The 25225-nt window shown below is 72.0% G+C and carries 17 protein-coding genes; 7 read left to right on the forward strand and 10 right to left on the reverse strand.

What is annotated here, in order from left to right; all coding sequences use genetic code 11:
- The first annotated feature begins 5 nt into the window (after positions 1-5).
- Complete coding sequence (locus N4G63_RS11145) at positions 6-995, forward strand: Bug family tripartite tricarboxylate transporter substrate binding protein (RefSeq protein ID WP_260788490.1); 990 nt, start codon at positions 6-8, stop codon at positions 993-995.
- A gap of 194 nt (positions 996-1189) precedes the next feature.
- On the opposite strand, the gene N4G63_RS11150 is transcribed toward N4G63_RS11145, so the two are convergent.
- From N4G63_RS11150 to N4G63_RS11160, 3 genes are read right to left on the reverse strand one after another with little or no spacing between them, the layout of a single operon-like run.
- Positions 1190-2848 (reverse strand): MFS transporter, encoded by a 1659-nt coding sequence (locus N4G63_RS11150; protein ID WP_260788491.1) that lies wholly within the window; start codon positions 2846-2848, stop codon positions 1190-1192.
- Between the two features lie 40 nt (positions 2849-2888).
- Entirely contained in the window at positions 2889-4202 is a 1314-nt protein-coding gene (locus tag N4G63_RS11155) for a metallopeptidase TldD-related protein (protein WP_260788492.1), read from the reverse strand.
- Positions 4203-4215: 13 nt separating this feature from the next.
- The gene (locus tag N4G63_RS11160) at positions 4216-5583 is read right to left on the reverse strand and encodes a TldD/PmbA family protein (RefSeq protein WP_260788493.1); all 1368 of its coding nucleotides are present in this window, start codon (positions 5581-5583) and stop codon (positions 4216-4218) included.
- A 124-nt stretch (positions 5584-5707) separates the two neighbouring features.
- On the opposite strand from N4G63_RS11160, the gene tfpB reads away from it, so the two are divergent.
- The 5 genes from tfpB (at position 5708) to N4G63_RS11185 (ending at position 13285) form a co-directional block, all read left to right on the forward strand.
- The gene (gene tfpB, locus N4G63_RS11165; RefSeq protein WP_260788494.1) at positions 5708-7585 is read left to right on the forward strand and encodes a type IV pilus assembly ATPase TfpB; all 1878 of its coding nucleotides are present in this window, start codon (positions 5708-5710) and stop codon (positions 7583-7585) included.
- 140 nt (positions 7586-7725) lie between these two features.
- Entirely contained in the window at positions 7726-8190 is a 465-nt protein-coding gene (locus tag N4G63_RS11170) for a tripartite tricarboxylate transporter TctB family protein (RefSeq protein WP_260788495.1), read from the forward strand.
- Positions 8191-8200: 10 nt separating this feature from the next.
- Complete coding sequence (locus N4G63_RS11175; protein ID WP_260788496.1) at positions 8201-9712, forward strand: tripartite tricarboxylate transporter permease; 1512 nt, start codon at positions 8201-8203, stop codon at positions 9710-9712.
- A 212-nt stretch (positions 9713-9924) separates the two neighbouring features.
- Positions 9925-11553 carry an MFS transporter gene (locus N4G63_RS11180; protein ID WP_314599678.1) on the forward strand — a complete coding sequence of 543 codons (1629 nt, stop codon included), beginning with the start codon at positions 9925-9927 and terminating at the stop codon, positions 11551-11553.
- Positions 11554-11578: 25 nt separating this feature from the next.
- Positions 11579-13285: a gamma-glutamyltransferase family protein gene (locus N4G63_RS11185; RefSeq protein WP_314599679.1), complete on the forward strand. Its 1707-nt coding sequence runs from the start codon at positions 11579-11581 to the stop codon at positions 13283-13285.
- A gap of 20 nt (positions 13286-13305) precedes the next feature.
- On the opposite strand, the gene N4G63_RS11190 is transcribed toward N4G63_RS11185, so the two are convergent.
- From N4G63_RS11190 to N4G63_RS11200, 3 genes are all read right to left on the reverse strand, one after another.
- On the reverse strand, positions 13306-13926 hold the full coding sequence (locus tag N4G63_RS11190; protein ID WP_314599680.1) for a glutathione S-transferase family protein: 621 nt from the start codon (positions 13924-13926) through the stop codon (positions 13306-13308).
- Between the two features lie 97 nt (positions 13927-14023).
- Positions 14024-14812: an SDR family oxidoreductase gene (locus N4G63_RS11195; RefSeq protein ID WP_314599681.1), complete on the reverse strand. Its 789-nt coding sequence runs from the start codon at positions 14810-14812 to the stop codon at positions 14024-14026.
- Between the two features lie 114 nt (positions 14813-14926).
- Positions 14927-15868 (reverse strand): DMT family transporter, encoded by a 942-nt coding sequence (locus N4G63_RS11200; protein ID WP_260788497.1) that lies wholly within the window; start codon positions 15866-15868, stop codon positions 14927-14929.
- A 125-nt stretch (positions 15869-15993) separates the two neighbouring features.
- Between N4G63_RS11200 and N4G63_RS11205 the strand changes: the two genes are divergently transcribed.
- On the forward strand, positions 15994-19041 hold the full coding sequence (locus N4G63_RS11205) for an ATP-binding protein (protein WP_314599682.1): 3048 nt from the start codon (positions 15994-15996) through the stop codon (positions 19039-19041).
- Positions 19042-19130: 89 nt separating this feature from the next.
- On the opposite strand, the gene N4G63_RS11210 is transcribed toward N4G63_RS11205, so the two are convergent.
- The 4 genes from N4G63_RS11210 to N4G63_RS11225 form a co-directional block, all read right to left on the reverse strand.
- On the reverse strand, positions 19131-20882 hold the full coding sequence (locus tag N4G63_RS11210) for a PQQ-dependent methanol/ethanol family dehydrogenase (protein WP_314599683.1): 1752 nt from the start codon (positions 20880-20882) through the stop codon (positions 19131-19133).
- Positions 20883-21051: 169 nt separating this feature from the next.
- Positions 21052-21975 carry a quinoprotein relay system zinc metallohydrolase 1 gene (locus N4G63_RS11215; RefSeq protein ID WP_443112046.1) on the reverse strand — a complete coding sequence of 308 codons (924 nt, stop codon included), beginning with the start codon at positions 21973-21975 and terminating at the stop codon, positions 21052-21054.
- 221 nt (positions 21976-22196) lie between these two features.
- On the reverse strand, positions 22197-22988 hold the full coding sequence (locus tag N4G63_RS11220; RefSeq protein ID WP_443112027.1) for a quinoprotein dehydrogenase-associated SoxYZ-like carrier: 792 nt from the start codon (positions 22986-22988) through the stop codon (positions 22197-22199).
- An 82-nt stretch (positions 22989-23070) separates the two neighbouring features.
- Complete coding sequence (locus N4G63_RS11225) at positions 23071-25179, reverse strand: TonB-dependent receptor family protein (protein WP_260788501.1); 2109 nt, start codon at positions 25177-25179, stop codon at positions 23071-23073.
- Positions 25180-25225 lie beyond the last annotated feature (46 nt).

Below are 25225 nucleotides of genomic sequence, written 5' to 3' on the forward strand. Positions count from 1 at the left end.
CCCGCATGACTCACGCCGTATCGCGCCGCCTGGCGCTGGCCGCCACCGCCGCTGCCGCCGCCTCGCTGTGCACCCTGGCCGGGCCTGCCGCGGCGCAGCCCGGCCCCTGGCCGAAGCAGCCGGTGCGCCTGGTGGTCACCTTCCCGCCCGGCGGCGCGCCCGACATCCTGGCGCGGCTGTTCGCCGACAAGGCCCAGCTGGGCCAGCCGGTGGTGATCGACAACGTGCCCGGCGCCGGCGGCAACATCGGCGCCGACAAGGTGGCCAAGGCCGCGCCCGACGGCCACACCCTGGTGATGGGCACGGTGGGCACGCACGCCATCAACGGCGCGCTGTACGCCAGGATGCCCTACGACATGGTGCGCGACTTCGCGCCGGTGGCGCATGTGGCCTCGGCGCCCAACCTGCTGGTCGTCACCAACAGCCTGCCGGCCAAGACCGTGCCCGAGCTGATCGCCTGGCTCAAGGCCAACCCCAACGCCGCCAGCTTCGGCTCGCCGGGCGTGGGCTCGTCGGTGCATGTGTCGGGCGAGCTGTTCAAGAGCCTCACCGGCACCCAGATGCAGCATGTGCCCTACAAGGGCCGGCAGTTCGCCATCCCTGATCTGGTGGGCGGGCAGATCCAGCTGATGTTCGACAACATGCCCTCGGCGCTGCCGATGGCCCGCGAGGGCAAGATCCGCGCACTGGCCCAGACCACCGCCAGGCGCTCGGCCGCCGCGCCCGACATCCCCACCGTGGGCGAAAGCGTGCCCGGCTTCGAGGCCACCACCTGGTTTGCGGTGTTCGCCCCGGCGGCCACGCCCAAGGAGGTGGTGGCGCGGGTCCATGCCGAGATGCAGCGCGTGTTCAAGCTGCCCGAGGTGGCCGACAAGCTCAAGGCCCTGGGCCTGGAGCCCTGGATCTCCAGCCCCGACGAGCTGGCCAGGTACCAGGCCACCGAGATCGCCAAATGGGCCAAGGTGGTGAAGGACTCCGGCGCCAAAGCCGAATGAACCTGCAGCCGACCTGAGCCGCGGCGGCCCGCCAAGTGCCGGGCCGCAGCCGGCGGCCGGGTGCGCCAGCTCACAAGGTGTGAAGGAACCGTCGCGAGCGGGCTCAGGGTGGTTCGAGCAACGCAGCCGTACACCCGTACGGCGAGTCGCGCAGGGCCGCCATGGGCCCGCGCAGCAGGTTCATTCACACCTTGTCAGCGTTCGGCCAGGTAGTGCCGCGTCTCCACCGCCTCGCCGGGCGCCAGGTAGGCGCGCAGTTCTTCCTCCAGCGCCTGGTCGGCCAGCGTGGCACGGGCACGCTGGTGCAGGTAATCCACCCAGCGCTGCACGATGAAGCGCTCAACATACCGGCTGCGGTCGTCGAGGTCGCGGTACAGGCGCCAGAAGGTGGCGCCATCGCGGTGGCGCGGCGCACGCAGTTGCTGCGCCACGGCCAGAAAACTTTCGGCCGCCTCGGGGCGGATGCGGTAGATCACCTCCACCGCCACCGGGCCGGCCTCGGGGTCGGGTTCGTCGGCCACCAGCAGGTCGGTGAAGGGCGCCTGCGTCACCTCGGTGGCCACGCCCATGCGCAGCGGAAAGCGCCGCGCCAGCAGCAGGCCGGCCAGCATCAGCGCCGCCGCCGCGCACAGCGCGCTGGGCAGGCCCAGGATGCCGGCCATGGCGCCCCAGAAGGCCGACCCCAGCGCAAACGAGCCCAGCGCGCTGAGCACATGCATGGCCGTGGCGCGCGAGCGCACCCACACCGGCGCGCTGGTCTGCGTGGCGGTGTTGAAGGTCGACATCACGCTCATCCAGGCCGCGCCGGCCAGCACCAGGGCCACGTACACCGGCAGTGCCCAGCGGCTCAGCGCCGAGATCAGCATCGCGCCGGCAAACACCACGCCGGCCAGCGCCACCAGGCGCTCCAGCCCCAGGTGCTGGCGCACGCGGCCCAGCACCAGGCCGGCGGCCACCGCGCCGGTGCCCAGGCAGCCCATCAGCAGGCCGTAGCCGGCGGCGCCCAGGCCCAGCCGCTGCGCACCAATGGCCGGCAGCAGCGCCCACAGCGCCGAGCCCGCCGCGCCATAGGCCGCGGTGCGCACCAGCTGGGCCAGGATCAGCTCGCTGTGGCGGGCATAGCGCAGCCCGGCCAGCGTGCCGCCCCACAGGCGCTCGGGCGGCAGCCGGCTGGGCGGATGCGGGCGTGGCGGCCAGCGCAGCATGGCCCAGCCCAGCACCAGGGTGCCGGCCAGCGCCAGGGCCATCACCGTGCCGCCACCCACCAGGCCGGCCTGGTGCGTGGCCGGGCCGGGCGGGGCCTCGTCGCCACCGGCCCACAGCTTGGCCAGGCCGTACACCGCGCCGGCCAGCGTGGGCCCCAGCGCGCGCGCGGCGTTGTAGGCAATGCTCATGGCCACGATGGCCTGCGGCAGCTCGTCGCGCGGCAGGATCTCGCCCACTGCCGAGTTCCAGGCCGGTGACAGCACCGCGGTGCAGCAGCCGGCCACGAAGGTGAGCGCCAGGATGGTGGGCGGCCCGGCCCAGCCGGTGAGCAGCAGCGCTGCCAGCAGCAGCACCGCCACCGCCTGCACCGCCAGCGCGCTGAGGATCAGGCGCTGGCGGTCGGTGGTGTCGGCCAGCACGCCGGCCGGCAGCGCCAGCATGAACATCGGCAGAAACACCGCCGTCTGCACCAGCGCGGCCAGAAAGGACGAGCCCGACAGCTCCACCATCATCCAGGCCGCGGCCATGGTGTGCATGGCATTGGCGATGAAGTACAGGCCACTGGCCCACCACAGGCCACGGAACGCGGGATGGCGCAGCGTGCGCCAGATCGAGGGGTGTGCGGCGGGTGGCGGGCGGTCGGTCATCTGCCCCGCATGCTAAGCGCCGGCGCGATGCGCTGATCGCTCAAGAAAAGTGCAGGCCGTCCACCCGCAGCCAGGGCAGGCACCAGGCGCCGGTGTCCAGCGTCTCGCGGCTCACGGCGCTGACGGCGTGCAGCATCTGCGCCATGTTGCCGCTGATCATGGTTTCGGACAGCGCGGCCCCCACCTGGCCATCGCGCAGCACCCAGCTGTTCTTGATGACGCCCGAAAAGTCGCCGTTGGCGGCCGGATAGCCCATCGACAGCCGCCCCACCAGCGCGCCGCGGGCCACGCCGGCCTGCAGCTCGGCCAGCGGCGTGTGGCCGGCCTGCAGCGCCCAGCCAGTGGCGGCCAGCGGCACATGCGGCAGGCCGGTCTTGCGGCTGCCGTACAGGCTGGGCGTCAGCCGGCGCAGCACGCCGCCCTCCAGCACCGCGCAGGGCGCCACCGCAAAGCCGTCGGCCGACCAGGCCAGCGTGCCCGGCGCGCCACCGCGGTGCTGCACGCTGAGCAGCGGCGAGGCGATGGCCTCGCCCACGCGGGCCCGGTACAGCGAGCTGCCCGAGATCAGCGCCTGGTCGGCCAGCTGGCCCAGCAGCCAGCTCAGCAGGCTTTGCACCGCCGGCGGCGACAGCACCACGCTGCCGACGAACTTCTCGCCCAGCGCCCGGGTGTGCACGCTGTCGACCAGGCCCAGCAGCATCTGCGACAAGCCGAAGTGCGTGGCCAGCGGCGCATCGTCCAGCCGCGCACAGGTGCCACCGCCAAAGTTGAACGAGCTCGAGCGCGCACCGTCGCGCGCGGTGCCCATCACGCTCACCTCGTGCCAGCCATGGGCGGCCGCCAGCGCACTGCCGGCGCTGCCGAGGCTGCGCTGCAGCTCGGCATGGTGGGCCACGAAGCTCTCCTCGAGCATCACGCTGGGCGTGTGCGCGGCGCGCCAGGCCAGCAAGCCGGCCAGGGCCTCGGCCAGCGGCGCGGGGTCGTCGCCATCGGCCAGGCTGCCGGCCGCCAGCGTGGCCTGCTGGCCGGCCGAGACGGCCTGCGCGGCGTCCTGCGGCGCGGCGCGCGCGGCCTGCCACAGCAGGGGCACGGCCTGCTCCAGCGCCGCGGGCGACCAGTCGGCCAGCTCGGTGGCGGCGCGGCGGCCATCGACGATGCCGGCCAGCACCAGGCGCTGCGCCCGGCCGCTGCGCAGCAGGCTGGGCTGGTCGTGCATCAGGCTCACCTCGCTGCTGTGGCGCAGGCTGATGTCGACCTGCGCGGCGTCGAAGCCCTGCGCGGCCAGGCGGGCCAGCGCGCGCTCGGCGGCGGCATCGATCTCGGCGCGGCCGGCGGCGGCTTGCTGCGGGTTCATGGTGCCGCCCTCCTCATTGCCCGCCCAGGTGGGCCCGTGTGCGCAGCGCCGGGCCGCCCATGCTCACCACCATGGGCTGCTTCTTGCCGCAGTAGCCGGCGCAGCTCCAGTGCATCTCGTGGCCCACCGCGTCAACGCCCTGCAGCACCTGGATGGCCGAGCCCGACAGCGTGGTGTCGCGCACCGCGGCGCCCAGCCGGCCACCGCGGATCTCGTAGGCCAGCGGGATGCCGAACATGAACTCGGTGGTCGAGTCGGCCTGGCCGTTGGCGGTCTTGAGCAGCAGGTAGCCGTCGTCCACGCCGGCCACCAGCGCGTCGAGGCTGGACTCGCCGGGCAGGATCACGGTGTTGCGCATGCGGATCAGCGGCTCGTCGGCCGGCGCGTAGGCGCGCGCGCTGCCGGTGGGCGCCACGCCAAAGTGCGCCGCGGTCTCGCGGCTGTGCATGAAGCCGCCGAGCACGCCGCGCTCGATCAGCACCGTGTCGGTGGCCGGCGTGCCTTCGTCGTCCACGTACACCGGGCACATCGCCTCCTGCCCGTCGAAGCTGTGCGCCACGTCGAGCATGGTGATCAGCGGGCTGGCCACCGCCTGGCCCAGCAGGTTGGCGGTGACGGCGCCGCCGAGCACGATGTCGGCCTCGCAGGGGTGGCCCATGGCCTCGTGCGCCAGGATGCCGGCCAGCGCCGGCGCCAGCACCACGGTGTGCTGGCCGCCGCGTGCCGGCACCGCATGGCGCTTGGCCTGCAGGTGGCCGTGCAGCGCTGCCACCACCGGGCCCAGCGTGGCCTCGTCGAGCCGCAGATCGGCGGCACTGCCCTTGCACGACAAGAACTCCACCAGCTCCACCGGTGCGCCGTCGGCGCCCTCGGCCACCAGGGTGATGGCCAGCGCGCTGCGCTGGATGCTGGCCTGGGCATCGCCACCGGCGGCGGTGGTGATGTGCTTCTCGTGGTCTTCGTCCAGCAGCATCAGGCGCAGCGCACGCAGGCCGGGGTAGCGCGCACGAACCCAGGCGTGCAGCGCGCCCAGGCGCTCGGTGCACTCGGCCGGGCTCAGCGGCGTGCGGCCGGCAAAGCGGTGCACGCCGCGGTGGTGGCCACCCGGCAGGGCCTTGGCAGGCCGGGCGCCAAACCGCGCCATCACCTGCGCATTGCGCTGCGCCTGGTCGCGCAGGGCCGCCACGGCCCCGCCATCGGCCAGGCCGGCGGCCGAGGCCAGGCCCCAGTAACCGCCGTGCAGCACGCGCACGCTGGTGCCGGCATCGACGCTGCGCGCATTGAGCACCAGCGCGCCGTCGATCATCTGCATGCGCGTCTTGCGCAGCGTGTGGTGGCGGGTCTCGTGGTAGCCGCCGGCGGCGGAGGCTTCTACAGGCATGGGGCGTCTCCCGGCACGGTGGGAGCCTGTGGCCCCGGACGCCGGATGATAGGTTCACGCCCGCGGTTTCGGCACGGTAAAGCCGGGCTTTTGCGCCGCTGGCCACGGCGGCGCAGCAGCTAACATGCGGCGCACCATGAGCAGTGCCACGCCCCGCGTCCGCAGCACCCCCACGCCGCCTGCGACGCCGGCCGCCGCAGGCCCGTCCACGCCGGTGGCCGCGGCCCCGGCCGTGCCGCGCCACCGCCGGCTCGACTGGCGCGAACTGCTCGACTGGCTGCGCGAGGACGGCGTGATCGCCCCGGCCGACGCCGAGCGCGTGGCCCAGCGTTTTGGCGCCGGCGATTCCAGCCTGCACGCGCTGGTGCGCCTGGGCGGCGCCGGTCTGCAGCAGGCCGGCCGCGCGCTGGACACCGAGGCCCTCACCGAGTGGCTGGCACGCCGCGCCCGGCTGCCCTACCTGCGCATCGACCCGCTCAAGGTCGATGTGGGCCGCGTGGCCGAGGTCATGAGCCTGCAGTACGCCGAGATGCGCAAGGTGCTGCCGGTCAATGTGGCGGCCGATGCCGTCACCGTGGCCACCAGCGAGCCCTTCGACACCGCCTGGGTGGCCGAGATCGAATCGGCCGGCCGCCGCCGCGTGCGTCTGGTGCTGGCCAACCCCGAGGACATCGCCCGCTACACGGCCGAGTTCTACACCCTGGCGCGCAGCGTGCGCCAGGCGCAAAAGAGCGGCGAGACCTCCAGCGCCGCCAGCTTCGAGCAGCTGGTCGAGCTGGGCAAGGCCAACAAGCAGCTCGACGCCAACGACCAGGGCGTGGTGCAGGTGGTCGACTGGCTGTGGCAGTACGCCTTTGACCAGCGCGCCAGCGACATCCACCTCGAACCGCGGCGCGACATGGGCGCGATCCGCTTTCGCATCGACGGCGTGCTGCACACCGTCTACCAGGTGCCGGCGGTGGTGATGAACGCGATGACCGCGCGCATCAAGCTACTGGGTCGCATGGACGTGGTCGAGCGCCGCCGCCCGCAGGACGGCCGCATCAAGACCAAGCGCCCCGACGCACCCGATGCACCCGGCGGCGAGGTGGAGATGCGCCTGTCCACCCTGCCCACCGCCTTTGGCGAAAAGCTGGTGATGCGCGTGTTCGACCCCGACACCGTGGTCAAGGGCGTGGCCGAGCTGGGCTTTTCCAGCCACGACGCCGAGCGCTGGCAGCGCCTGATCGAGCGGCCGCACGGCATCGTGCTGGTCACCGGCCCCACCGGCAGCGGCAAGACCACCACGCTGTACTCCACGCTCAAGGCCCTGGCCAACGACACGGTCAACGTGTGCACCGTGGAAGACCCGATCGAGATGATCGAGCCGGCCTTCAACCAGACCCAGGTGCAGGCCGCGCTCGACCTCGGCTTTGCCGACGGCCTGCGCGCGCTGATGCGCCAGGACCCCGACATCATCATGGTCGGCGAGATCCGCGACCTGGCCACCGCCGAGATGGCCATCCAGGCCGCGCTCACCGGCCACCTGGTGTTCAGCACCTTGCACACCAACGACGCGGCCTCGGCCATCACCCGGCTGGCGGATCTGGGCGTGCCGGCCTACCTGATCTCGGCCACCGTGGTGGGCGTGCTGGCCCAGCGCCTGGCACGCACGCTGTGCCCGGCCTGCAAGGTGCGCGACGAGGCCCTGACCCGCGAGGCGCTCGACGAGCTGGGCAAGCCCTGGCGCCTGTCGGGCGGCGTGCGGCCCTACAAGCCGGTGGGCTGCCAGGCCTGCCGCAACACCGGCTACCGCGGCCGTGTGGGCCTGTACGAGCTGCTCGAGATCGACGAGGCCGCGCGCCAGGCCATCCACCCGGCGCACGACATCGCCGCGCTGCGCCGCCGCGCGGTGAAAAACGGCATGCGCCCGCTGCGCCTGGCCGGCATGATGAAGGTGGCCGAGGGCGCCACCACGGTGGACGAGGTGCTGCGCGCCACACCGGCCTGGGACGAGCACTGAGCGCCCGGCGGCGCCACCACAGGCCGCCGCTGTCACCCAGGCGACGCACCCCCCCGTTACGTGGAAACCACAGCGGGCGCAGGGAGGTGGCTGCCTAGAATCCGCCGGCAGTACATCGGCTGTTCGAGGAGACCATCGTCGTGAAGATCAAGAGCCAGAAAAACTTCTGGTCGGGACTCATGTTCATCGCAGTAGGCCTGGCATTTGCCTGGGGTGCGACGAACTACAGCTTCGGCTCCTCGGCCCGCCCCGGCCCCGGCTACTTTCCGTTCGGCCTGGGCGTGCTGATGGCCATCCTGGGCGGCATGGTGGTGTTTGGTGCACTCACCGTCGAGACCGAGGACGGCGACCGCATCGGCAGCTTCGCCTGGCGGCCGCTGATCATCATCGTCGGCTCGGTGGCGCTGTTCGGCCTGCTGCTGCCGGTGCTGGGCATGATCGCCACGCTGCCCATCCTGGTGGTGTGCGCCTCGACGGCGGGCGACGAGTTCCACTGGCTGGAGGCGCTGCTCAATGCCGCGATCCTGACCGCCGGCTCGTGGCTCATCTTCATCAAGGGTTTGAGCCTGACGATCCCGCTGTGGCCGTCGTTCCTGGGCGCATGAGGAGCGAACGATGGACTTGCTGAACAACCTGGCGATCGGTTTCCAGACCGCGCTGACCCTCCAGAACCTGGCCTACGCGTTTTTCGGCGCGATCCTGGGCACCCTGATCGGCGTGCTGCCGGGCCTGGGCCCGGTGGCCACCATCGCGATGCTGCTGCCCAGCATCTACGCGCTCGACGCCACGCCGGCCCTCATCATGCTGGCCGGCATCTACTACGGTGCGCAGTACGGTGGCTCCACCACCGCCATCCTGATCAACGTGCCGGGTGAGTCGAGCTCGGTGGTCACCGCCATCGACGGCTACCAGATGGCCCGCCAGGGCCGTGCCGGCTCGGCGCTGGCGGCTGCCGGCCTGGGCTCGTTCTTCGCCGGCACGGTGGGCACGATGATCATCGCCGCCTTCGCGCCGCCGCTCACCGAGCTGGCCTTCAAGTTCGGCCCGGCCGAGTACTTCAGCCTGATGGTGCTGGGCCTGATCGGCGCCGTGGTGCTGGCCTCGGGCTCGCTGGTCAAGGCCATCGCGATGATCGTGCTGGGCCTGCTGCTGGGCCAGATCAACACCGACGTGATCTCGGGCGTGCCGCGCTACAGCTTCGACATCCCGCAGCTCACCGACGGCATCGGCTTCGTGGCCATCGCCATGGGCGTGTTCGGCTTTGGCGAGATCATCGCCAACCTGGGCCAGCCGGCCGAGCACCGCGAGGTCTTCACCAAGGACGTGAAGGGCCTGTGGCCGACCAAGCAGGACTTCAAGGACGCCTTCCCGGCCGTGCTGCGCGGCACCACGCTGGGCTCGCTGCTGGGCGTGCTGCCCGGCGGCGGCGCGCTGCTGGCTGCCTTTGCCGCCTACACGCTCGAGAAGAAGAGCTTCGGCCGCAAGGGCGAGGTGCCCTTCGGCAAGGGCAACATCCGCGGTGTGGCCGGCCCCGAGTCGGCCAACAACGCCGGCGCGCAGACCAGCTTCATCCCGATGCTGACGCTGGGCATCCCGCCCAATGCCGTGATGGCGCTGATGGTGGGTGCGATGACCATCAAGGGCATCCAGCCCGGCCCGCAGGTGATGACCAGCAACCCCGAGCTGTTCTGGGGCCTGATCGCCAGCATGTGGATCGGCAACCTGATGCTGGTGATCCTGAACCTGCCGCTGATCGGCATCTGGATCAAGCTGCTCACGGTGCCCTACCGCTTCCTGTTCCCGGCCATCGTCACCTTCTGCTGCATCGGCACCTACACGCTGAACAACAGCACCTTCGACGTGTTCATGACCGGTGGCTTCGCGCTGGTGGGCTACCTGTTCTACAAGCTGGGCTGCGAGCCGGCGCCGCTGCTGCTGGGCTTCATCCTGGGCCCGATGATGGAAGAGAACCTGCGCCGCGCGCTGCTGCTGTCGCGCGGCGACTGGTCGGCCTTCGTCACCCGCCCGCTGTCGGCCGGCCTGCTGGTGGCCGCGTTCCTGATGATCGTGGTGGTGATGCTGCCGTCGATCAAGGCCAAGCGCGACGAGGCCTTCGTCGAAGATTGATCCACCCCCGAAGCGGCGTCGCCGCTTCCCCCTCAAGGGGGCGCCGCCAGCGGCCCGGCAGAGCCGGTTCCGCGGCGACCGCTGGGTTGGATCGGTGGCGTGCCCTGGCCCCGCTGCGCTCCGATCCACATCGGCCCCTGCGATGTCGATCCATCCAACGGCCCCGTTCACGGGGTCGTTGTGCATTTCGGGCTACGCTTGCACCCTGCCTCATGAGTCGTTCCGCCCCCGATCCCAGCCCGCCGCCCCGCCGCCCACTGCCCGGCGCGCTGGCGCCGCTGGGCGGGCCGGTGTTCCGCGGTCTGTGGATCACCTGGGCGGCGGCCAACCTCACGATGTGGATGAACGATGTCGCGGCCGCCTGGCTGATGACCTCGCTGACCACCGATCCGGTGATGGTGGCCCTGGTGCAGACCGCGTCCACGCTGCCGGTGTTCGTGCTGGGCCTGCCCAGCGGGGCGCTGGCCGACATCCTGGACCGCCGGCGCTACTACGCCGCCACGCAGATCTGGGTGGCCGTGGTGGCGCTGCTGCTGGCCGTGCTGTCGCTCACCGGCGCCATCAGCGCACCGCTGCTGCTGGCGCTCACCTTTGCCAACGGCATCGGCCTGGCGCTGCGCTGGCCGGTGTTCTCGGCCATCGTGCCTTCGGTGGTGCCGCGCGCCGATCTGCCGGCGGCGCTGGCCCTCAACGGCATCTCGATGAACCTGGCGCGCGTGGTCGGCCCGATGCTGGCCGGCGCGCTGCTCACGGTGATGGCCGGCGGCGCGGCGGTGTTCGTGCTCAATGCGCTGCTGGCGGTGATGGCCTCGGTGCTGATCCTGCGCTGGAAATCCGAGCCGCAGGCCAGCGCGCTGCCGGGCGAGCGCTTCGTGGGCGCCATGCGGGTGGGCCTGCACCATGTGGCGCACAACCCGCGCATGCGCATCGTGCTGTTGCGCATCTTTGCGTTCTTTCTGCAGGTGGCGGCGCTCAGTGCGCTGCTGCCGCTGGTGGCGCTGCGCCTGCCCGGGGCCGGGCCGGCCACCTTCACGCTGCTGCTGGCCGGCATCGGCAGCGGGGCCATCGTGGCGGCGCTGTTCTTTCCGGCGCTGCGCGCACGCTTCGACCGCGACACCTTTGTCGGCTTTGCCACCGTGGCGCATGCGCTGCTGTCGGTGGCGGTGGTCTTTGCGCCCAGCCTGTGGCTGGCGCTGCCGGCCATCGCGCTGCTGGGCATGGCCTGGATCTCCACCGCCAACACGCTCAGCGTGGCCGCGCAGATGGCGCTGCCCGACTGGGTGCGCGCACGCGGCATGTCGACCTACCAGATGGCGCTGATGGGTGGCTCGGCGGCCGGCTCGCTGCTGTGGGGCCAGGTGGCCTCGATGAGCAGCGTGCAGACCGCGGTGGTGGTGGCCGCCGTGGCCGGGCCGCTGTTTCTGCTGGCCACGCGGCGCTGGAGCGTGGACGGCGCGGGCGACGCCGACCATTCGCCGGTGGCCGTGCCGGCCACGGCCGAGGCGCCGATGATCCCGATCGAGCCCGACGAAGGCCCGGTGATGGTGACCGTGGAGTACTTTGTCGACCCGGCCCGCGCCGAGGCCTTTGCCCAGGTGATGCAGGCCACGCGCGCCGCGCGCCGGCGCCAGGGCGTGCTGAGCTGGGGCCTGTTCCGCGACACGGCCATGCCCGGGCGCTACCTCGAGTACTTTGTCGACGAGAGCTGGACCGAGCACCTGCGCCGGCAGGAGCGGTTCACCGAGGCCGACCGCGAGCTGCGCGAGCAGCGCCTGGCGTTCCACCTCGGCGCCGAGGCCCCGCGCGTGCAGCGCTACCTGGCCGATCGATCGATGCGTTGAGCGCAAGCCCTGACCGGAGCCCCCCATGACCCACGCCTTCGACTTTCAGAACCCCTACCGCTCGACCCGCCTGCCGGTGTTTGCGCGCAACGTGGTGGCCACCTCGCATCCGCTGGCTGCGCAGGCCGGGCTGCGCATCCTGGCCCAGGGTGGCAATGCGGTGGATGCCGCGGTGGCCACCGCCGCGGTGATGACCCTGGTCGAGCCCTGCAGCAACGGCCTGGGCTCGGATGCCTTCTGCATCCTGTGGGATCCCGCCAGCCAGCGCCTGCAGGGCCTCAATGCCTCGGGCCGCGCGCCGGCAGCCTGGACGCCCGGGTACTTTCACCGCAAGTACGGCGATGGCGCCCATACGCCGCCGGTGCGCGGCTGGGACGCCGTCACCGTGCCCGGTGCCGTGGCCTCGTGGGTGGCCCTGAGCGAGCGCTACGGCAAGCTGCCCTTTGCCGACCTGATGGCCCCGGCCATCGAGGTAGCCGAGCGCGGCTATGCCGTGCCGGTGGTGGTGCAGGAGAAATGGGCCGCCGCGGCCCAGGTGCAGGCCCTGGCCTCGCAGCCGGGCTTTGCCGAGACCTTTCTGCCGCGCGGCCGCGCGCCGGCGGTGGGCGAGCTGTTCCGCTTTGCCGGCGCGGCGCGGGCCCTCAAGGCCATTGCCGCCACCCGCGGCGCCGCCTTCTACGGTGGCGAGATTGCCGAGAGCCTGGCGCGCCAGGCCGCCGCCCAGGGCGGCGCCATGACCGTGGCCGACCTGGCCGCGTACCGCCCGGAATGGGTCGAGCCGATCGGCCAGGACTACCGTGGCCACCGCCTGCACGAGATCCCGCCCAACGGCCAGGGCATCGCGGCGCTGATCGCGCTCGGCATCCTGCGGCACTTTGACGTGGCCGCGCTGGGCGCCGACAGCGTGGCCGCCCAGCACCTGCAGATCGAGGCCATGAAGCTGGCCTTTGCCGATGTCTACCGCTACGTGGCCGAACCCGCCAGCATGGACGTCAGCGCCGCGCAGATGCTCGATGCCGACTACCTGGCCGGGCGTGCAAGGCTGATCGACCCCAAACGCGCGCAAGACTTCGGCGCTGGCAACCCGGTCAAGGGCGGCACCATCTACCTCACCGCGGCCGACGAGAGCGGCATGATGGTCAGCTTCATCCAGAGCAACTACATGGGCTTCGGCTCGGGCGTGGTGGTGCCCGAGTACGGCATCAGCCTGCAGAACCGCGGCCATGCCTTCGGTCTGCAGGCCGGGCCCAACCAGGTGGCACCGGGCAAACGGCCCTTCCACACCATCATCCCGGCCTTCCTTACGAAACAATGCCCCCAGGCGACGCTTGACGCGTCACCGCCCCCCGTGGGGGTGTCACCGAGTGGCAAAGCCACATCGGCGACGATGCTTCAACCGGTGATGAGCTACGGCGTGATGGGCGCCAACATGCAGCCGCAGGGCCACATGCAGACCCTGGTGCGCATGCTCGACTTTGCGCAAAACCCGCAGGCCGCCTGCGACGCGCCACGCTGGCGCTTCAACGCCGGGCTGTCGATCAATGTCGAGTCGGCCATGGCACCGGCCGTGGTGCAGGGCCTGCGCGACCTGGGCCACCAGACCGAGGTGCTGAGCGACAGCTACCAGGACTTCGGCGCCGGCCAGTTCATCTGGCGCCTGGGCGATCCGGCGGCCGAAGGCTATGTGGCGGCCAGCGATCCGCGGCGCGACGGCCTGGCGGCGGGCTGGTAGCCGCGCTGATTCACACCTCGTCAGGCCACGCCGTTGAGTCCGTGCAGCCGGCAGGCCGGCCGCTGCGCCAGCCGCGCCAGCCAGGCGGCCACGGCCGGCAGGCCGGGCCGGCCGGCCAGCGGCGTGTGGTGCCAGCGGTTGGCCGACAGGCCCAGCACCACGTCGGCCAGCGTGAAGGCCTCGCCGCAGACATGCGTCCGGCCATCGCCCAGGTGGGCATCCAGCAATGCCATCAGCCGGTGCCACTGCGCAGTACTGGCCGCCACCTCATCGGCCGGCACCGGCCGGCCGCGCACCAGGGCCACGAAGGCCGCGCGCCAGGCCGGGTTCAGCTCGGCGATCTGCCAGTCCATCCACTGCTCGACCTTTGCACGCTCACCGGCGGCGTTGGGAAGCAGATCCACGCGGCCATGCTGCGCCGCGAGGTAGCGGCAGATTGTGTTCGACTCCCACAGCACCTGCGTGCCGTCCACGATCACCGGCACCATGGCGTTGGGGTTCAGCGCCAGAAAGCCCGGCGCGGTGGGCGCGCGCGTGTCGCCGCCCCAGTCTTCGCGCTCGATCGGCAGGCCGATCTCGGCGCAGGTCCACAGCACCTTGCGCACATTGATCGAGGCCGGCTGGCCCAGCACGCGCAGCACCGCAGGGCCTGAGGCAGGCGGCCGGCTCTCCGGCCGCCCGACGTCGCCTGGCTCGCCGCCCGGCGGTGGGTGAAGCTGGCCCACGGCGCCGGGCGCCTCAGTAGGTGCCGGGGTAGGCGCCACCGTCGAGCAGCAGGTTCTGCCCGGTCAGGTAGCCGGCCTGCGCGCTGCAGATGAAGGCGCAGAAGGCGCCAAACTCGTCGGCCGTGCCAAAGCGCCCGGCCGGAATGCCGCGCGCACGCCGCGCCGCGATCTCGGCCACCGCCACGCCTTCCTTGCTGGCCGCGCCGCGCAGGGTGGTCTGCAGGCGGTCGGTGTCGAAGGCCCCCGGCAACAGGTTGTTGAGCGTGACATTGGCACCGGCCAGCCGCGGCTGGCGCGCCAGCCCGGCGATGAAGCCGGTGAGCCCGCTGCGGGCGCCGTTGGACAGGCCGAGAAAGTCGATCGGCGCCTTCACCGCACCCGAGGTGATGTTGACCACGCGGCCGAAACCGCGCGCGGCCATGCCGTCCACGCAGGCCTTGATCAGCTCGATGGGCGTCAGCATGTTGGCATCCAGCGCCTTGATCCAGGCCTCGCGGTCCCAGTCGCGAAAGTCGCCCGGCGGCGGTCCACCGGCGTTGTTGATCAGGATGTCGACCTGCGGGCAGGCCGCCAGCGCGGCGGCGCGGCCCTCGGCCGTGGTGATGTCGCCGGCCACCGCCTGCACCGTGATGCCGGCGTGCAGCGCCCGCAGCTCGGCCGCGGTGGCCTGCAGGGCATCGGCCCCGCGGGCGGTGACCACCAGGTTCACGCCCTCGCGCGCCAGCGCCTGCGCGCAGCCCTTGCCCAGCCCCTTGCTGGCGGCGCACACCAGCGCCCACTTGCCCTGCAAACCCAGATCCATGTCGTGCTCCAGAGAACGCTCTTCATTGTCCAGGGTACCCAGCGGCACCCACATCACCATCGGCCACCGCCACCCGGCAGGCGCCGCTGGCGCATCGGGGTGTGGGGGGGGGAATTACTTTATCCGCGCCAGCCAGGTCACGCTGCCCAGCACGCACAGGGTGCCGGCCACCAGCCAGCCGGTGAGCGGCTCGCCCAGCAGCACCACGCCCATCAGGATGGTGGAGACCGGCCCCACCATGCCCAGCTGCGAGGCGCGCGACGAGCCGATGCGCTCGATGGCCATCATCACCATCAGCACCGGCGCCACGGTGCACAGCGTGCCGTTGAGCAGCGACAGCCACCACACCGGTGCCGGCACCGCCGCCAGCGTGGCCAGCGGCCGCAGCGCCACGAACTGCAGCAGGCACAGCACGCAGGCCACCGCGCTGGCCCAGCCGGCCAGGCGCAGCGCGCCGATGCGGCGCACCCACTCGCCGCTGTAAATCATGTACAGCGCGTAGCTCAGCGTGCTGGCCAGCACCAGCGCCGCGCCCAGCGCGGCCCGCGGGCCCTCGAAGTGCAGCTCGCGGCCAAACACCAGCAGCAGGCCCACATAGGCCAGCGCCATGGCCAGCCATTGCGCGCGCGTGGCACGCCGGCCGAACAGCCACTGCGACAGCAGCACCACCACGGTGGGCGTGATGTAGAGGATCAGGCGCTCGAGACTGGCACTGATGTACTGCAGGCCCAGAAAATCGAGCGTGCTGCTGAGGTAGTAGCCGGCAAAGCCCAGCGCGGCGACGGCAGCCAGCTCGTGCCGGCCCAGCGCGGCGCGGCCGCGCCCGCCCCACCAGGCCAGCAGCACGAAAAACGGCAGCGCCACCAGCATGCGCAGCATCACCAGGGTCAGCGCGTCCAGCGGCACACCGCTGTCCAGCAGGCTGTGGCGGTAACCCAGTTTCACGATGATGGCCTTGCCCGAGAAGGCCATCGCGCCCGCGATGGCCAGCAGCGGCCCGAGCCACGGCCGCGGCGCGCTGGCGGCAGCGGGCGCGGCAGGTGTGGCAGACGGCATGCGGGCATTGTAGGAAGCCGCTGTGGGCGCCCCCGCGGCCAGCTGCAAGCGCCCGCGCACGCCTGGCAAGGCGTGAAACACCGGCCCGTGCGCGCCAGGCGCGTGGGCGATACTCGCCGCGCACCATGAACACAGCCGCTGTACCTGCCCCCTCGCCCCTTGGCCGCGCCGCGCTGCGCGCAGTGTGTCTGGCCCTGCTGTGTGCGGCGCTGCAGGCCCTGTTGCCGCGCTACACGCTGGGCGCCACCGCACTGGCCCCGCTGAACCTGGTGCTCGGCGTGATGGTGGCCGCCGGCCTGTCGCGCGGGCGCTGGACGGTGCCGGCCGCGCTGCTGGGCGCGATGGCCGGCGACGCGCTGGCCGGCACGGCCGTGGTGCCGCTGCTGGGCCATGCCGCGCTGCTGGCCGTGCAGACCCTGCTGATGGGCTGGCTGATGCGCCATGCCGACGACGCCCAGCTGCTGCAGCTGGACGATGGCGCGCGCCTGCGCCGCTTTGCGCTGCATGCCGCGGCGGCCGCTGCCACGCTGGGCGCGGCCGGTGCCATGGCCACGGCCGCCTGGGCCGACAGCCAGGGCCTGTTCTCGCGCCAGGTGCTGGCCGCGGCCGCCGGCCGCTGGGTGGCCGACTGGGCGGCCATCGTGATCGTGGCGCCGGTGCTGCTGTGCTGGCTGGCGCGGCAGCAGGAGGCCTGGCGCCTGCGCCGCCGCCCGGTGGCCTGGCCGCTGCTGCTGCTGATGGCGGTGATGCTGCCCGGCATCGACCAGGTGGCGCGCCGCGACGAGCTGCGCCTGCAGGTGCGCTTTGACCGCGACACCCATGCGCGCCAGCAGCGGCTGCAGCAGCTGGCCAATGACCCGCTGGCGGCGCTGCTGGCACTGCGCGGCATGCTCGCGGTGGGCGGCGAGGGCCTGGGCGGCCAGGCCTTCGACCCCTGGGCCGGCCTGTGGATGCAGCGCAACCCCGGCCTGCTGGCCGCCGGCTGGCTGGAGCTGGGCAGCGACGGCGCGGCACCGGCGCTGCGCCACCTGTACGCCAGCGCCGCCGGCAGCGACCAGGCCTTGCGCAACGCCCCGGCCCTGGCCGACGCGGCCCGCCAGGCGCTGGCCGACCAGGGCGCCCATGCCCAGCCGGTGGCCCCCGGTGCCCAGACCATGCTGCTGACCCAGGCGCTGCCGGCCGACGGCAACGCACCGCGCCGCGTGATGGTGGCCCTGCTCGACCTGCAGCGCCAGCTCGAGCCGGCCCTGCCCGACGCCGACGACCCCAACCTGCGCCTGTGCGTGTACGACGGCCGCACCCAGGCCACCAGCGGCCTGCAGCGCCTAGCCGGCCCCGAGGCCTGCCAGAACCAGGCCACCGAGGGCGCCACGCGCACCCAGGCCACGCGCCTGACGCTGGCCGACCGCCGGCTCGACCTGCTGCTGATCGAGCCGCCCGGGGCCGACAACCGCCTGTTCACCGCCGCCTGGCTGCTGGCCCTGCCCACGCTCACCGGCATGGCCCTGCTGGCCGTGCTGCTGCTGGCGCTCACCGGCCGGCTGCGCCGCATCGAGGACCGGGTGCGCGAACGCACCGCCGCGCTGCACACCGAGATCGACGAGCGGCGCCAGGCCGAGCGCGTGGCCGCCGAGAGCGAGCAGCGCTTTCGCGCCATCTTCGACAGCGTGCCGATCGGCGTCACGCTGGTCGACAACGCTGGCACCCTGACCATGGTCAACCCGGCCTTCTGCCGCATGATGGGCTGCGAGGCGGCGGCGCTGCTGGGCCGCCCGCTCGACGACATCCGCCTGCCCGATGTGCACGAGGACGACGGCACCGCGGCGGCGCTGGGCGGCGGCGGTGCCACGCGCCAGCGCTACCTCACCACCGACGGCCGCATGCTGCAGGTGGCCGCCAGCCTGCGCACCCTGCACGACGCCAGCGGCGCACCGGTGGCCACGGTGGGTGCGCTGCAGGACCTGACCCAGGTGCTGCGCCTGCGCGAGGCCGAGCGCGAGCGCGACGAGGCGGCCATCGCCATCCGCACCAAGAGCGAGTTCCTGGCGCGGCTGAGCCACGAGCTGCGCGCGCCGCTCAACGCCATCCTCGGCTTTGCGCAGATGCTCGACGACGCCGGCAGCGCCGAAGGCCCGGCCACCGGCGGCAGCCGCCAGCGTGGCCTGGCGCAGATCCGCCAGGCCGGCTGGCACCTGCTGGACATGATCAACGACGTGCTCGACCTCTCGCGCATGGAAGCCGGCAGCCTGCGCCTGCACCTTGAGCCAGTGGCCCTGCCCGACCTGGCCCAGGAGGCCATGGCCATGGTCGAGCCCGCCGCGCTGGCCGCGGGCGTGACGCTGTCGCTGTCGCTGTCGCCGCAGGCCGAGTGGGTGCAGGCCGACCCGATGCGCCTGCGCCAGGTGCTGGTGAACCTGCTGTCCAACGCGGTCAAGTACAACCGCCGTGGCGGCACGGTCGAGCTGCGCACCCGGCCGGCCGGCGTGGGCGAGCTGCGCATCGAGGTCGAAGACAGCGGCCAGGGCATCCCCGAAGAGCGCCTGGGCGAGCTGTTCACGCCCTTCCACCGCCTGGGCCGCGAGCGCGGTGCCACGCCCGGCGCGCTGCACGACCAGGGCACCGGCATCGGCCTGGTGATCTGCCGCAAGCTGCTCGAGCTGATGGCCGGCGATCTGGAGGTGAGCAGCCGCCTGGGCGAAGGCTCGGTGTTCGGCGTGCGCCTGCCGCGCGCCGCCGGCGACACCGCCCATGGCCGGCACAGCGAGGTGCTGTCGAGCCAGCTCACGCCGCTGGCCTCGCAGGTGGCGATCGGCGAGGTGCTCTACATCGAGGACGATGCGCGCGACACCGCCGAGGTGCAGCGCATCCTGGGCAGCCTGCCGGGCGTCAGCCTGCGCTGCGTGGCCACCGCCGCCGACGGCCTGGCCCGCGCCGCGCTGGCCGATCTGGTGCTGCTCGACCTCGACCTGCCCGACCGCCCCGGCATCGAGCTGCTGCGCACGCTGCGCGCCGACCCGCGCATGCGCGAGGTGCCGGTGATCGTGGTCTCGGCCGAAACCCGGCCGCAGCGCATCGACGACTGCATCGAGGCCGGTGCCGCCCAGTTCCTGGCCAAGCCGATCGACGCCGGCCTGCTGCTGCGGGCCGTGGAGGCCGCGCTCAAGGGCGCATGAGAAGGCGGCGCAGGGCGCAAAAAAAGGGGGCCTCGCGGCCCCCTTCTGCATTGGGTTGTTCAGCGGCCGGTGTGGCCGGCCGCTGTCGCTCACTTGGCGAGCTTGAACACCCACATCGAGCCACCCTGCTCGAGGTAGTTGACCTTCTTGGCCACGTCGCCGCCCCACAGCGGCACCGCACCACCCCAGCCCGAAGCCACGGCGACGTACTGCTCGCCCTTGTCTTCCCAGGTGACCGGGGGAGCCACCACGCCGGAGCCGGTCTGGAACTTCCAGACGATCTTGCCGGTCTTGGCATCGGCGGCCTGCAGGAAGCCTTCCGGCGTGCCCCAGAACACCAGGTTGCCGCCGGTGGTCAGCACACCACCCCACAGCGGCGCGTTGTTGGGGGCTTCCCAGACGATCTTGCCGGTCTTGGGATCGATGGCGCGCAGCGCGCCGATCGGACCGTCGTTCAGCGTCTTGATCGTGAAGCCGGCGCCCAGGTAGGCCGCGCCCTTCTTGTAGGTGATCGGCTCGTTCCAGATCTCCATGCCCCATTCGTTGGCCGGCACGTAGAACAGCTTGGTGTCGGGCGAGTAGGCCATCGGCATCTGGTTCTTGCCGCCCAGGAACGAAGGCGCCGAGAACACCGAGTTGCCCTTCTTGCCGTCAGCGCCGGCGGTGGGGTCGCCGGGGCGGTTTTCGGGCACGAAGTTCGGGCGGCCGGTCTTCAGGTCGATGCCGGTGGCCCAGGTGATCTTCTTGACGAACGGGAAGGCGTTGACCAGCTTGCCGGTCTTGGCATCGTTGACGTAGAAGAAGCCGTTGCGGTCGGCCTTGCCGCCCAGCACCTGGCCGCCGTCGTCATAGGTGACGAACTCGTTCACGCCGTCGAAGTCCCAGCCGTCGTTGGGCGTGTTCTGGTAGTGCCACACGATCTGGCCGGTCTTCACGTCGATGGCGACGGTGGAGCAGCTGTAGAGGTTGTCACCCTTGCGCAGGTGGCTGTTCCAGGGCGCCGGGTTGCCGGTGCCGAAGTAGGCCAGGCCGGTCTTGGGGTTGTAGGTGCCGCCCAGCCAGGTGGCCGCGCCGCCGGTCTTCCACAGGTCGCCCGGCCAGCTCTTGCCGGTGGTGCCCGAGACACCGTTGTCGGTGGCGTTGCCGTCCTTGTCGAACTTCTTGCCCATGTGGCCTTCGACCACCGGGCGCACCCAGACCAGCGCGCCGGTCTTGGGGTTGCGCGCCTCGACGCGGCCGATCACGCCGAACTCGCCACCCGACACGCCGGTGAGCAGCAGGCCGCCGGCGATCAGCGGCGCCGCGCTGGCCGAGTAGCCGGCGGCGTAGTCGTCGATCTTTTCCTTCCACACGACATCGCCGGTGTCCTTGTTCAGCGCCACCAGCTGGGCATCCAGCGTGGCGAAGATCACCAGGTTGTCATAGATCGCGGCGCCGCGGTTGATCACGTCGCAGCAGGGCATGATGCCGTCGGGCAGGCGGTGCTCGTACTTCCAGAGCTTGGCGCCGGTCTTGGCGTCGAGCGCGAAGATGCGCGAGTACGAGGCCGTGACGTACATCTTGCCGTCGTGCACGATGGGCTGGGTTTCCTGGCCGCGCTGCTTTTCGCCACCGAACGAGAACGACCACACCGGCACCAGCTTGCTGACGTTGCCGGTGTTGATCGACTTCAGCGGCGAGTAGCGCTGGCCTTGCGGGCCGATGCCCCAGCTCAGAACGTCACCGGTGGACTTGGCGTCGTTCTCGATCATCTGATCGGTCACGCCGGCGGCTTGCGCTGCCTGCGGGCCCATCGCGGCGCAGCCGGCCGCCACCAGAAAGCTCAACAATTTGATTCGCATTTGAGGGTCTCCTCCAGAGGAAGGTGTGTCACACCGGGAACCAGACCCGATGCTTCGGGAAGATTTCCCGGCAACTAGCGTGCCACCTTTGGCCGGCGCCGAGACGGTGGTTTTTTCAGTGCTTACCCGAGGCTTGTTGCTCCAGGCTCGCACAGCCGGGGCCGCAAGGTCATGGCACACGCGGGCGCTGCAGCGCGGCCCGCTCGTAGCGCGGGTACAGGTGTGCCACGTTGCGGGTGTACTCGGCCGGCCAGGCGGCCCAGCGGCGGAAGGGCTCGGGCACCGGTCCGCGCAGCACCTCGTTCATCTCCCAGCCGGCCTCGGCCCAACGTGTGAACTGAGCGTCAAGCCACTGCAGGTAGCTGCGGGTCTGCTGCAGGCCGTGGCCATCGGCATGCACCGGCCCGTGGCTGGGCACCACGGTGCCCAGCTTCAGGCCGGCCAGCAGCTCCAGCGAGGCCAGCCAGGCCTTGGCATCGGCATGCGGCGTGGTGGGCATGCGGTCGGCAAACACCAGGCCGCCGACAAAGGCCACGCCCCGCGCGCGATCCACCAGCACCAGGTCGCTGTCGGTGTGGCCCTTGACCTCGCGCAACTCGAATTCGCGCTGGCCGATGCGCAGCGGCCCGGGGCCGATGGTCTGCGTGGGCAGGCGCGCCTCGGTGCCCTTCATCCAGTCGCCGCACAGGCGGTAGAGGTTGTCCTCGTAGGCCCGGGCCTCGCGCGCCATGCCGGCGCGGGTGATGGCGGTGGCCAGGATCGGCACATCGGCAAAGGCCTGGTTGCCGAGAAAGTAGTCGGGGTGCAGGTTCAGGTGCAGCACCTGCAGCACCGGCTCGCGCGTCGTGCGCTCGATCAGCGCGCGCAGCTGCTCGCCATAGCGCCGGCTGGGGCCGGTGTTGATCACCAGCACGCCAGAGCCGGTGGCAATGAAGCCGGTGTTGATGATGTTGCAGCCATTGGCCGGGCTGAAGTCGTCGTTGGCGCCCTCCACCACCCACACGCCCTCGGCCAGCGCACGCGCCTTCAGGCCGTAGTCCAGCCGCGCCACATTGGCCTGTGCGGTGGCGGCGGGCGGCGGCGCCGCGCTCATGACCGGCGTGCCCGGGGCCTGCGCCACCAGCGGCGGCGTGGCCAGCACCGCCGCGGTGGCCAGCGCCAGCATGGCCGGGCGGGCGCAGGCACGCACCAGCCGGCCTGCGGCGCTGCGGGTGCCTGCGTGGGTGCTGGCTCGGCTGTTGTCGCGGCTGCTGTCGCCGCGATTGGCGGTGGTGTCTGTGCGGCGGCTTGCGCTGCTGCGTTCGGGCCTGTCCATCACTCCACCCGGCTGTCGATGCGGTTGCCGTTGTTGTCGACACCCACAATGCGCAGCGGTCCGGGCGGGCGCGCGCTGAAGTCGAAGCTGAACACCGGGTTCTCGCTTACCGGCTCGAAGGTGTGGATGCGCAGCAGCTCGCGCTCGCGGCCATCGCGCACGGTCAGGCGGCTGACGTAGAAGGCCGGGATGCCGTTGACCAGGCCGGTGTCCATGGGATGCATGATGCGCACGCGCAGCCGCGCCGCGCTGTCGCCCGGCCCCGGCGTGCTGGCGGCAAACAGGCGCCCGCTGACCTGGCCCAGGGTCTGGCTCCAGCTGCCATCGGCGCGGGTGCCACCGGGCACGGTGCAGCCGCCGCCGGCCGAGTCAACCAGCACCCCGCCCACATGCCACACGCCGTCGGCCAGCAAGGCCGCGGCACGCACCGGCGAGGCCTGCTCCAGCTTGAAGCGAAAACCCACCACCGGCTGGGCCGCCATGGGCTGCAGCTCGAGCACCTTGCGAATCGGGTTGCGATCGACCAGCACCACGATGCGCTGCACCCCGGGCAAGGCCGCGCTGACCGTGATCGGCACGTTCATCGGGTCTTCGGCAAAGGCCGGGCCGAGCACCTTGACCCGCTCGTCGAACACCACCCGGGCCTTGGCGCCAAGGAACTCTTTTTTCAGCTCGGGCCACTGGTGGCTCTTGAACGGATCACCGTGAAACGGGTCGGCCGCGGCCACCGCCGCGCAGGCGAGCGCCGGCACCAGCATGGCGCTGCCCAGCAGCAGGTGTCGGCGGTGCATGGCGCGGGTTCCGGACGGAGGGCGACTCACGGGTGGGCGACTCACGGGTGGGCGGTTCAGCGGCGCGCGCTGGGCGCCCGGTTCACCAGCGGTGCTGCCAGCGCGCCGACAACAACAGCGCGCGCGGCACACCGGGCTCGAAGAAGCGGCCATTGCCGTCGTTGACGATCACGCTGCCCACGTAGCGGCGGTCGAACAGGTTGTCGACGCGGGCCAGCAGCTCCAGCGCATCGGTGGGGCCCAGCGCCAGCGAGTGCGACCAGCGCAGGTGGGCCAGCGCATGGCCCGGGGCGTACACCGTGTTGGCGTCGTTGGCGGCCATGCGGCCCATGGCGCGCCACTCGAGCGCCAGCTCGCCCGGCAGCAGGCCGGGCCGCCAGGCCGCCTCGGCCCAGGCGCTGGCACCCACCGTGCCCGAGATGCGGTTGCCGGCCACCGCGCTGCCGATGCTGTGGCGGTACTCGGCCTCCAGCCAGCTGGCCGAGGCCTGCAGGCGCAGGCCGGGCATCACGCGCCAGGCGCCCGACAGCTCGGCGCCGTGGCGGCGCGTGGCGCCGACGTTCTGGAACACCGAGCGGCCGCCGGTGTTGCTGAGCACGCCGATCTCGTTGTCGGTGCTGGCCGAGAACAGCGCCAGCTCGGCCGACGCGGCCGCGCCGAGCCACTTGCTGCCCAGCTCGAACTGCCGGCTGGTCTGGCCGGCCAGCTGGCGGTTGAAGCCGCCGCCGGTCTGGGTGCTGGGCGCATAGGCCAGCTCGCCCAGCGTGGGCGACTCGAAGCCGCGCGCGGCGCTGGCATGCAGCGCCCAGCCCGGCATCAGCGTCCAGCGCAGGCCGGCCACCGGGTTGGTGTAGCGGTAGCGCAGCTCGCCGGAATCGTTGCCGTTGGCCAGGAACTCGTCGTCGGTGCGCATCGTCACCTCGCCGCTGCGCAGGCCGCCGGTAAAGGCCAGCGACGTGCCCAGCGGCCACAGCAGCTGGGCATAGGCCTCGCGGGAATCGGCGTGGTTGACCTCCTTGCGCCGCTGCTCGCCGACCACGCCCTTGGCGGTGGGCGCGGTGGCCGGGCCGGTGTAGTTGCGGTGGCCGCGGCGGTCGTCGCGCTGACCCTCGGCGGTGACGCCGGTGACCAGATCGCCGCCGCCCAGCTGCCACTCGAGCTTGGCATCCAGGCCCTGGTAGGTGCGGTCGAAGTCAACCACGCCGCCGCCGTGGGTGGCGCTGGTCTGCACCGAGGCCGGAATGGCCTGCCAGCCGGTGACGCCGCGCGAGCCGGCGTAAGCCGTGAGCGACGAGGCGCGCAGCACGCCGCCCTCGGCAAACGCGTGGCGCCAGTTCACCCCCAGCTGGGTCTGGCGGATGGTCTTGCGGGTGTTGTACTCCAGCGCCTGGGGCGTGGTCGACCGCGCATCCAGCGCAAACTGGCCGGGCGACAGGCCCAGCGGGTCTTGCGCCCGCTGGTCGTGGTTGGAGACCAGCAGCACCACGCTGTCGCGCTCGCCGCGCCAGCCCAGGCGCACATTGGCCAGCTGGCGGTCGGCCGCGCTCTGCGGTCGAAAGCCATCCAGCTCGGCGCGCGTGATGCTGGCGCGCAGATCGAAGCCGCTGCCCAGCGGCGTGGCCAGGCCCAGGCGCAGCTGGTGCAGGCCGAAGCTGCCCAGGTCGACCCCGACCTCGCTTTGCGCCGCGCGCACCGGCGCGGAGAACACCGCCACCACACCACCCGAGCTGTTGCCGTACAGCACCGAGAACGGCCCGCGCAGCACCTCGATGCGCTCGGCGCCCGACAGGTCGAAGTGCGCCACCTGGCCCTGACCGTCGGGCATGGTGGCCGGAATGCCATCGGTGTAGAGCCGCAGGCCACGCACGCCGAAGGCGGCACGCGCGCCGAAGCCGCGCGAGCTCATCTGCAGATCCTGCGCGTAGTTGCTGCGGTTGTTGACCACCAGGCCCGGCACGCGCGCCAGCGCCTCCGACAAATTGATCATCGGCCCGGCATCGCGCAGCGCCGCGGCATCGACGGCCGTGATGGCATAGGGCGTGTCGAGCAGGCGCTGCACGCGCGGCGAGCCGGTGATCACCACCGTGTCGGCCACGGCATCGCCCGCGGCCTGGGCCAGCACGGCAGTGGGCAGCCCGGCCAGGCCACAGGCCAGCGCAACGGGGGCAAGACGGAATCGAAGAGAAATCATGGAACGCAGCAGGGAGCAGGTGAACACGCAAACGGCACTGCGCCAC

This window comes from Aquabacterium sp. OR-4, assembly GCF_025290835.2.
Taxonomy (GTDB): domain Bacteria; phylum Pseudomonadota; class Gammaproteobacteria; order Burkholderiales; family Burkholderiaceae_C; genus Pseudaquabacterium.

What these genes read in the sequence shown, in the direction of transcription:
- N4G63_RS11160 (WP_260788493.1), bottom strand. Translation starts at nt 5,583, where the DNA reads ATGCCTGTAGAAGCCTCCGCCGCCGGCGGCTACCACGAGACCCGCCAC.
- N4G63_RS11220 (WP_443112027.1), bottom strand. Translation starts at nt 22,988, where the DNA reads ATGCACCGCCGACACCTGCTGCTGGGCAGCGCCATGCTGGTGCCGGCG.
- N4G63_RS11225 (WP_260788501.1), bottom strand. Translation starts at nt 25,179, where the DNA reads ATGATTTCTCTTCGATTCCGTCTTGCCCCCGTTGCGCTGGCCTGTGGC.
- N4G63_RS11150 (WP_260788491.1), bottom strand. Translation starts at nt 2,848, where the DNA reads ATGACCGACCGCCCGCCACCCGCCGCACACCCCTCGATCTGGCGCACG.
- N4G63_RS11205 (WP_314599682.1), top strand. Translation starts at nt 15,994, where the DNA reads ATGAACACAGCCGCTGTACCTGCCCCCTCGCCCCTTGGCCGCGCCGCG.
- N4G63_RS11145 (WP_260788490.1), top strand. Translation starts at nt 6, where the DNA reads ATGACTCACGCCGTATCGCGCCGCCTGGCGCTGGCCGCCACCGCCGCT.
- N4G63_RS11155 (WP_260788492.1), bottom strand. Translation starts at nt 4,202, where the DNA reads ATGAACCCGCAGCAAGCCGCCGCCGGCCGCGCCGAGATCGATGCCGCC.
- N4G63_RS11215 (WP_443112046.1), bottom strand. Translation starts at nt 21,975, where the DNA reads ATGAGCGCGGCGCCGCCGCCCGCCGCCACCGCACAGGCCAATGTGGCG.
- N4G63_RS11210 (WP_314599683.1), bottom strand. Translation starts at nt 20,882, where the DNA reads ATGCGAATCAAATTGTTGAGCTTTCTGGTGGCGGCCGGCTGCGCCGCG.
- tfpB (WP_260788494.1), top strand. Translation starts at nt 5,708, where the DNA reads ATGCGGCGCACCATGAGCAGTGCCACGCCCCGCGTCCGCAGCACCCCC.
- N4G63_RS11185 (WP_314599679.1), top strand. Translation starts at nt 11,579, where the DNA reads ATGACCCACGCCTTCGACTTTCAGAACCCCTACCGCTCGACCCGCCTG.
- N4G63_RS11175 (WP_260788496.1), top strand. Translation starts at nt 8,201, where the DNA reads ATGGACTTGCTGAACAACCTGGCGATCGGTTTCCAGACCGCGCTGACC.
- N4G63_RS11195 (WP_314599681.1), bottom strand. Translation starts at nt 14,812, where the DNA reads ATGGATCTGGGTTTGCAGGGCAAGTGGGCGCTGGTGTGCGCCGCCAGC.
- N4G63_RS11180 (WP_314599678.1), top strand. Translation starts at nt 9,925, where the DNA reads ATGAGTCGTTCCGCCCCCGATCCCAGCCCGCCGCCCCGCCGCCCACTG.
- N4G63_RS11200 (WP_260788497.1), bottom strand. Translation starts at nt 15,868, where the DNA reads ATGCCGTCTGCCACACCTGCCGCGCCCGCTGCCGCCAGCGCGCCGCGG.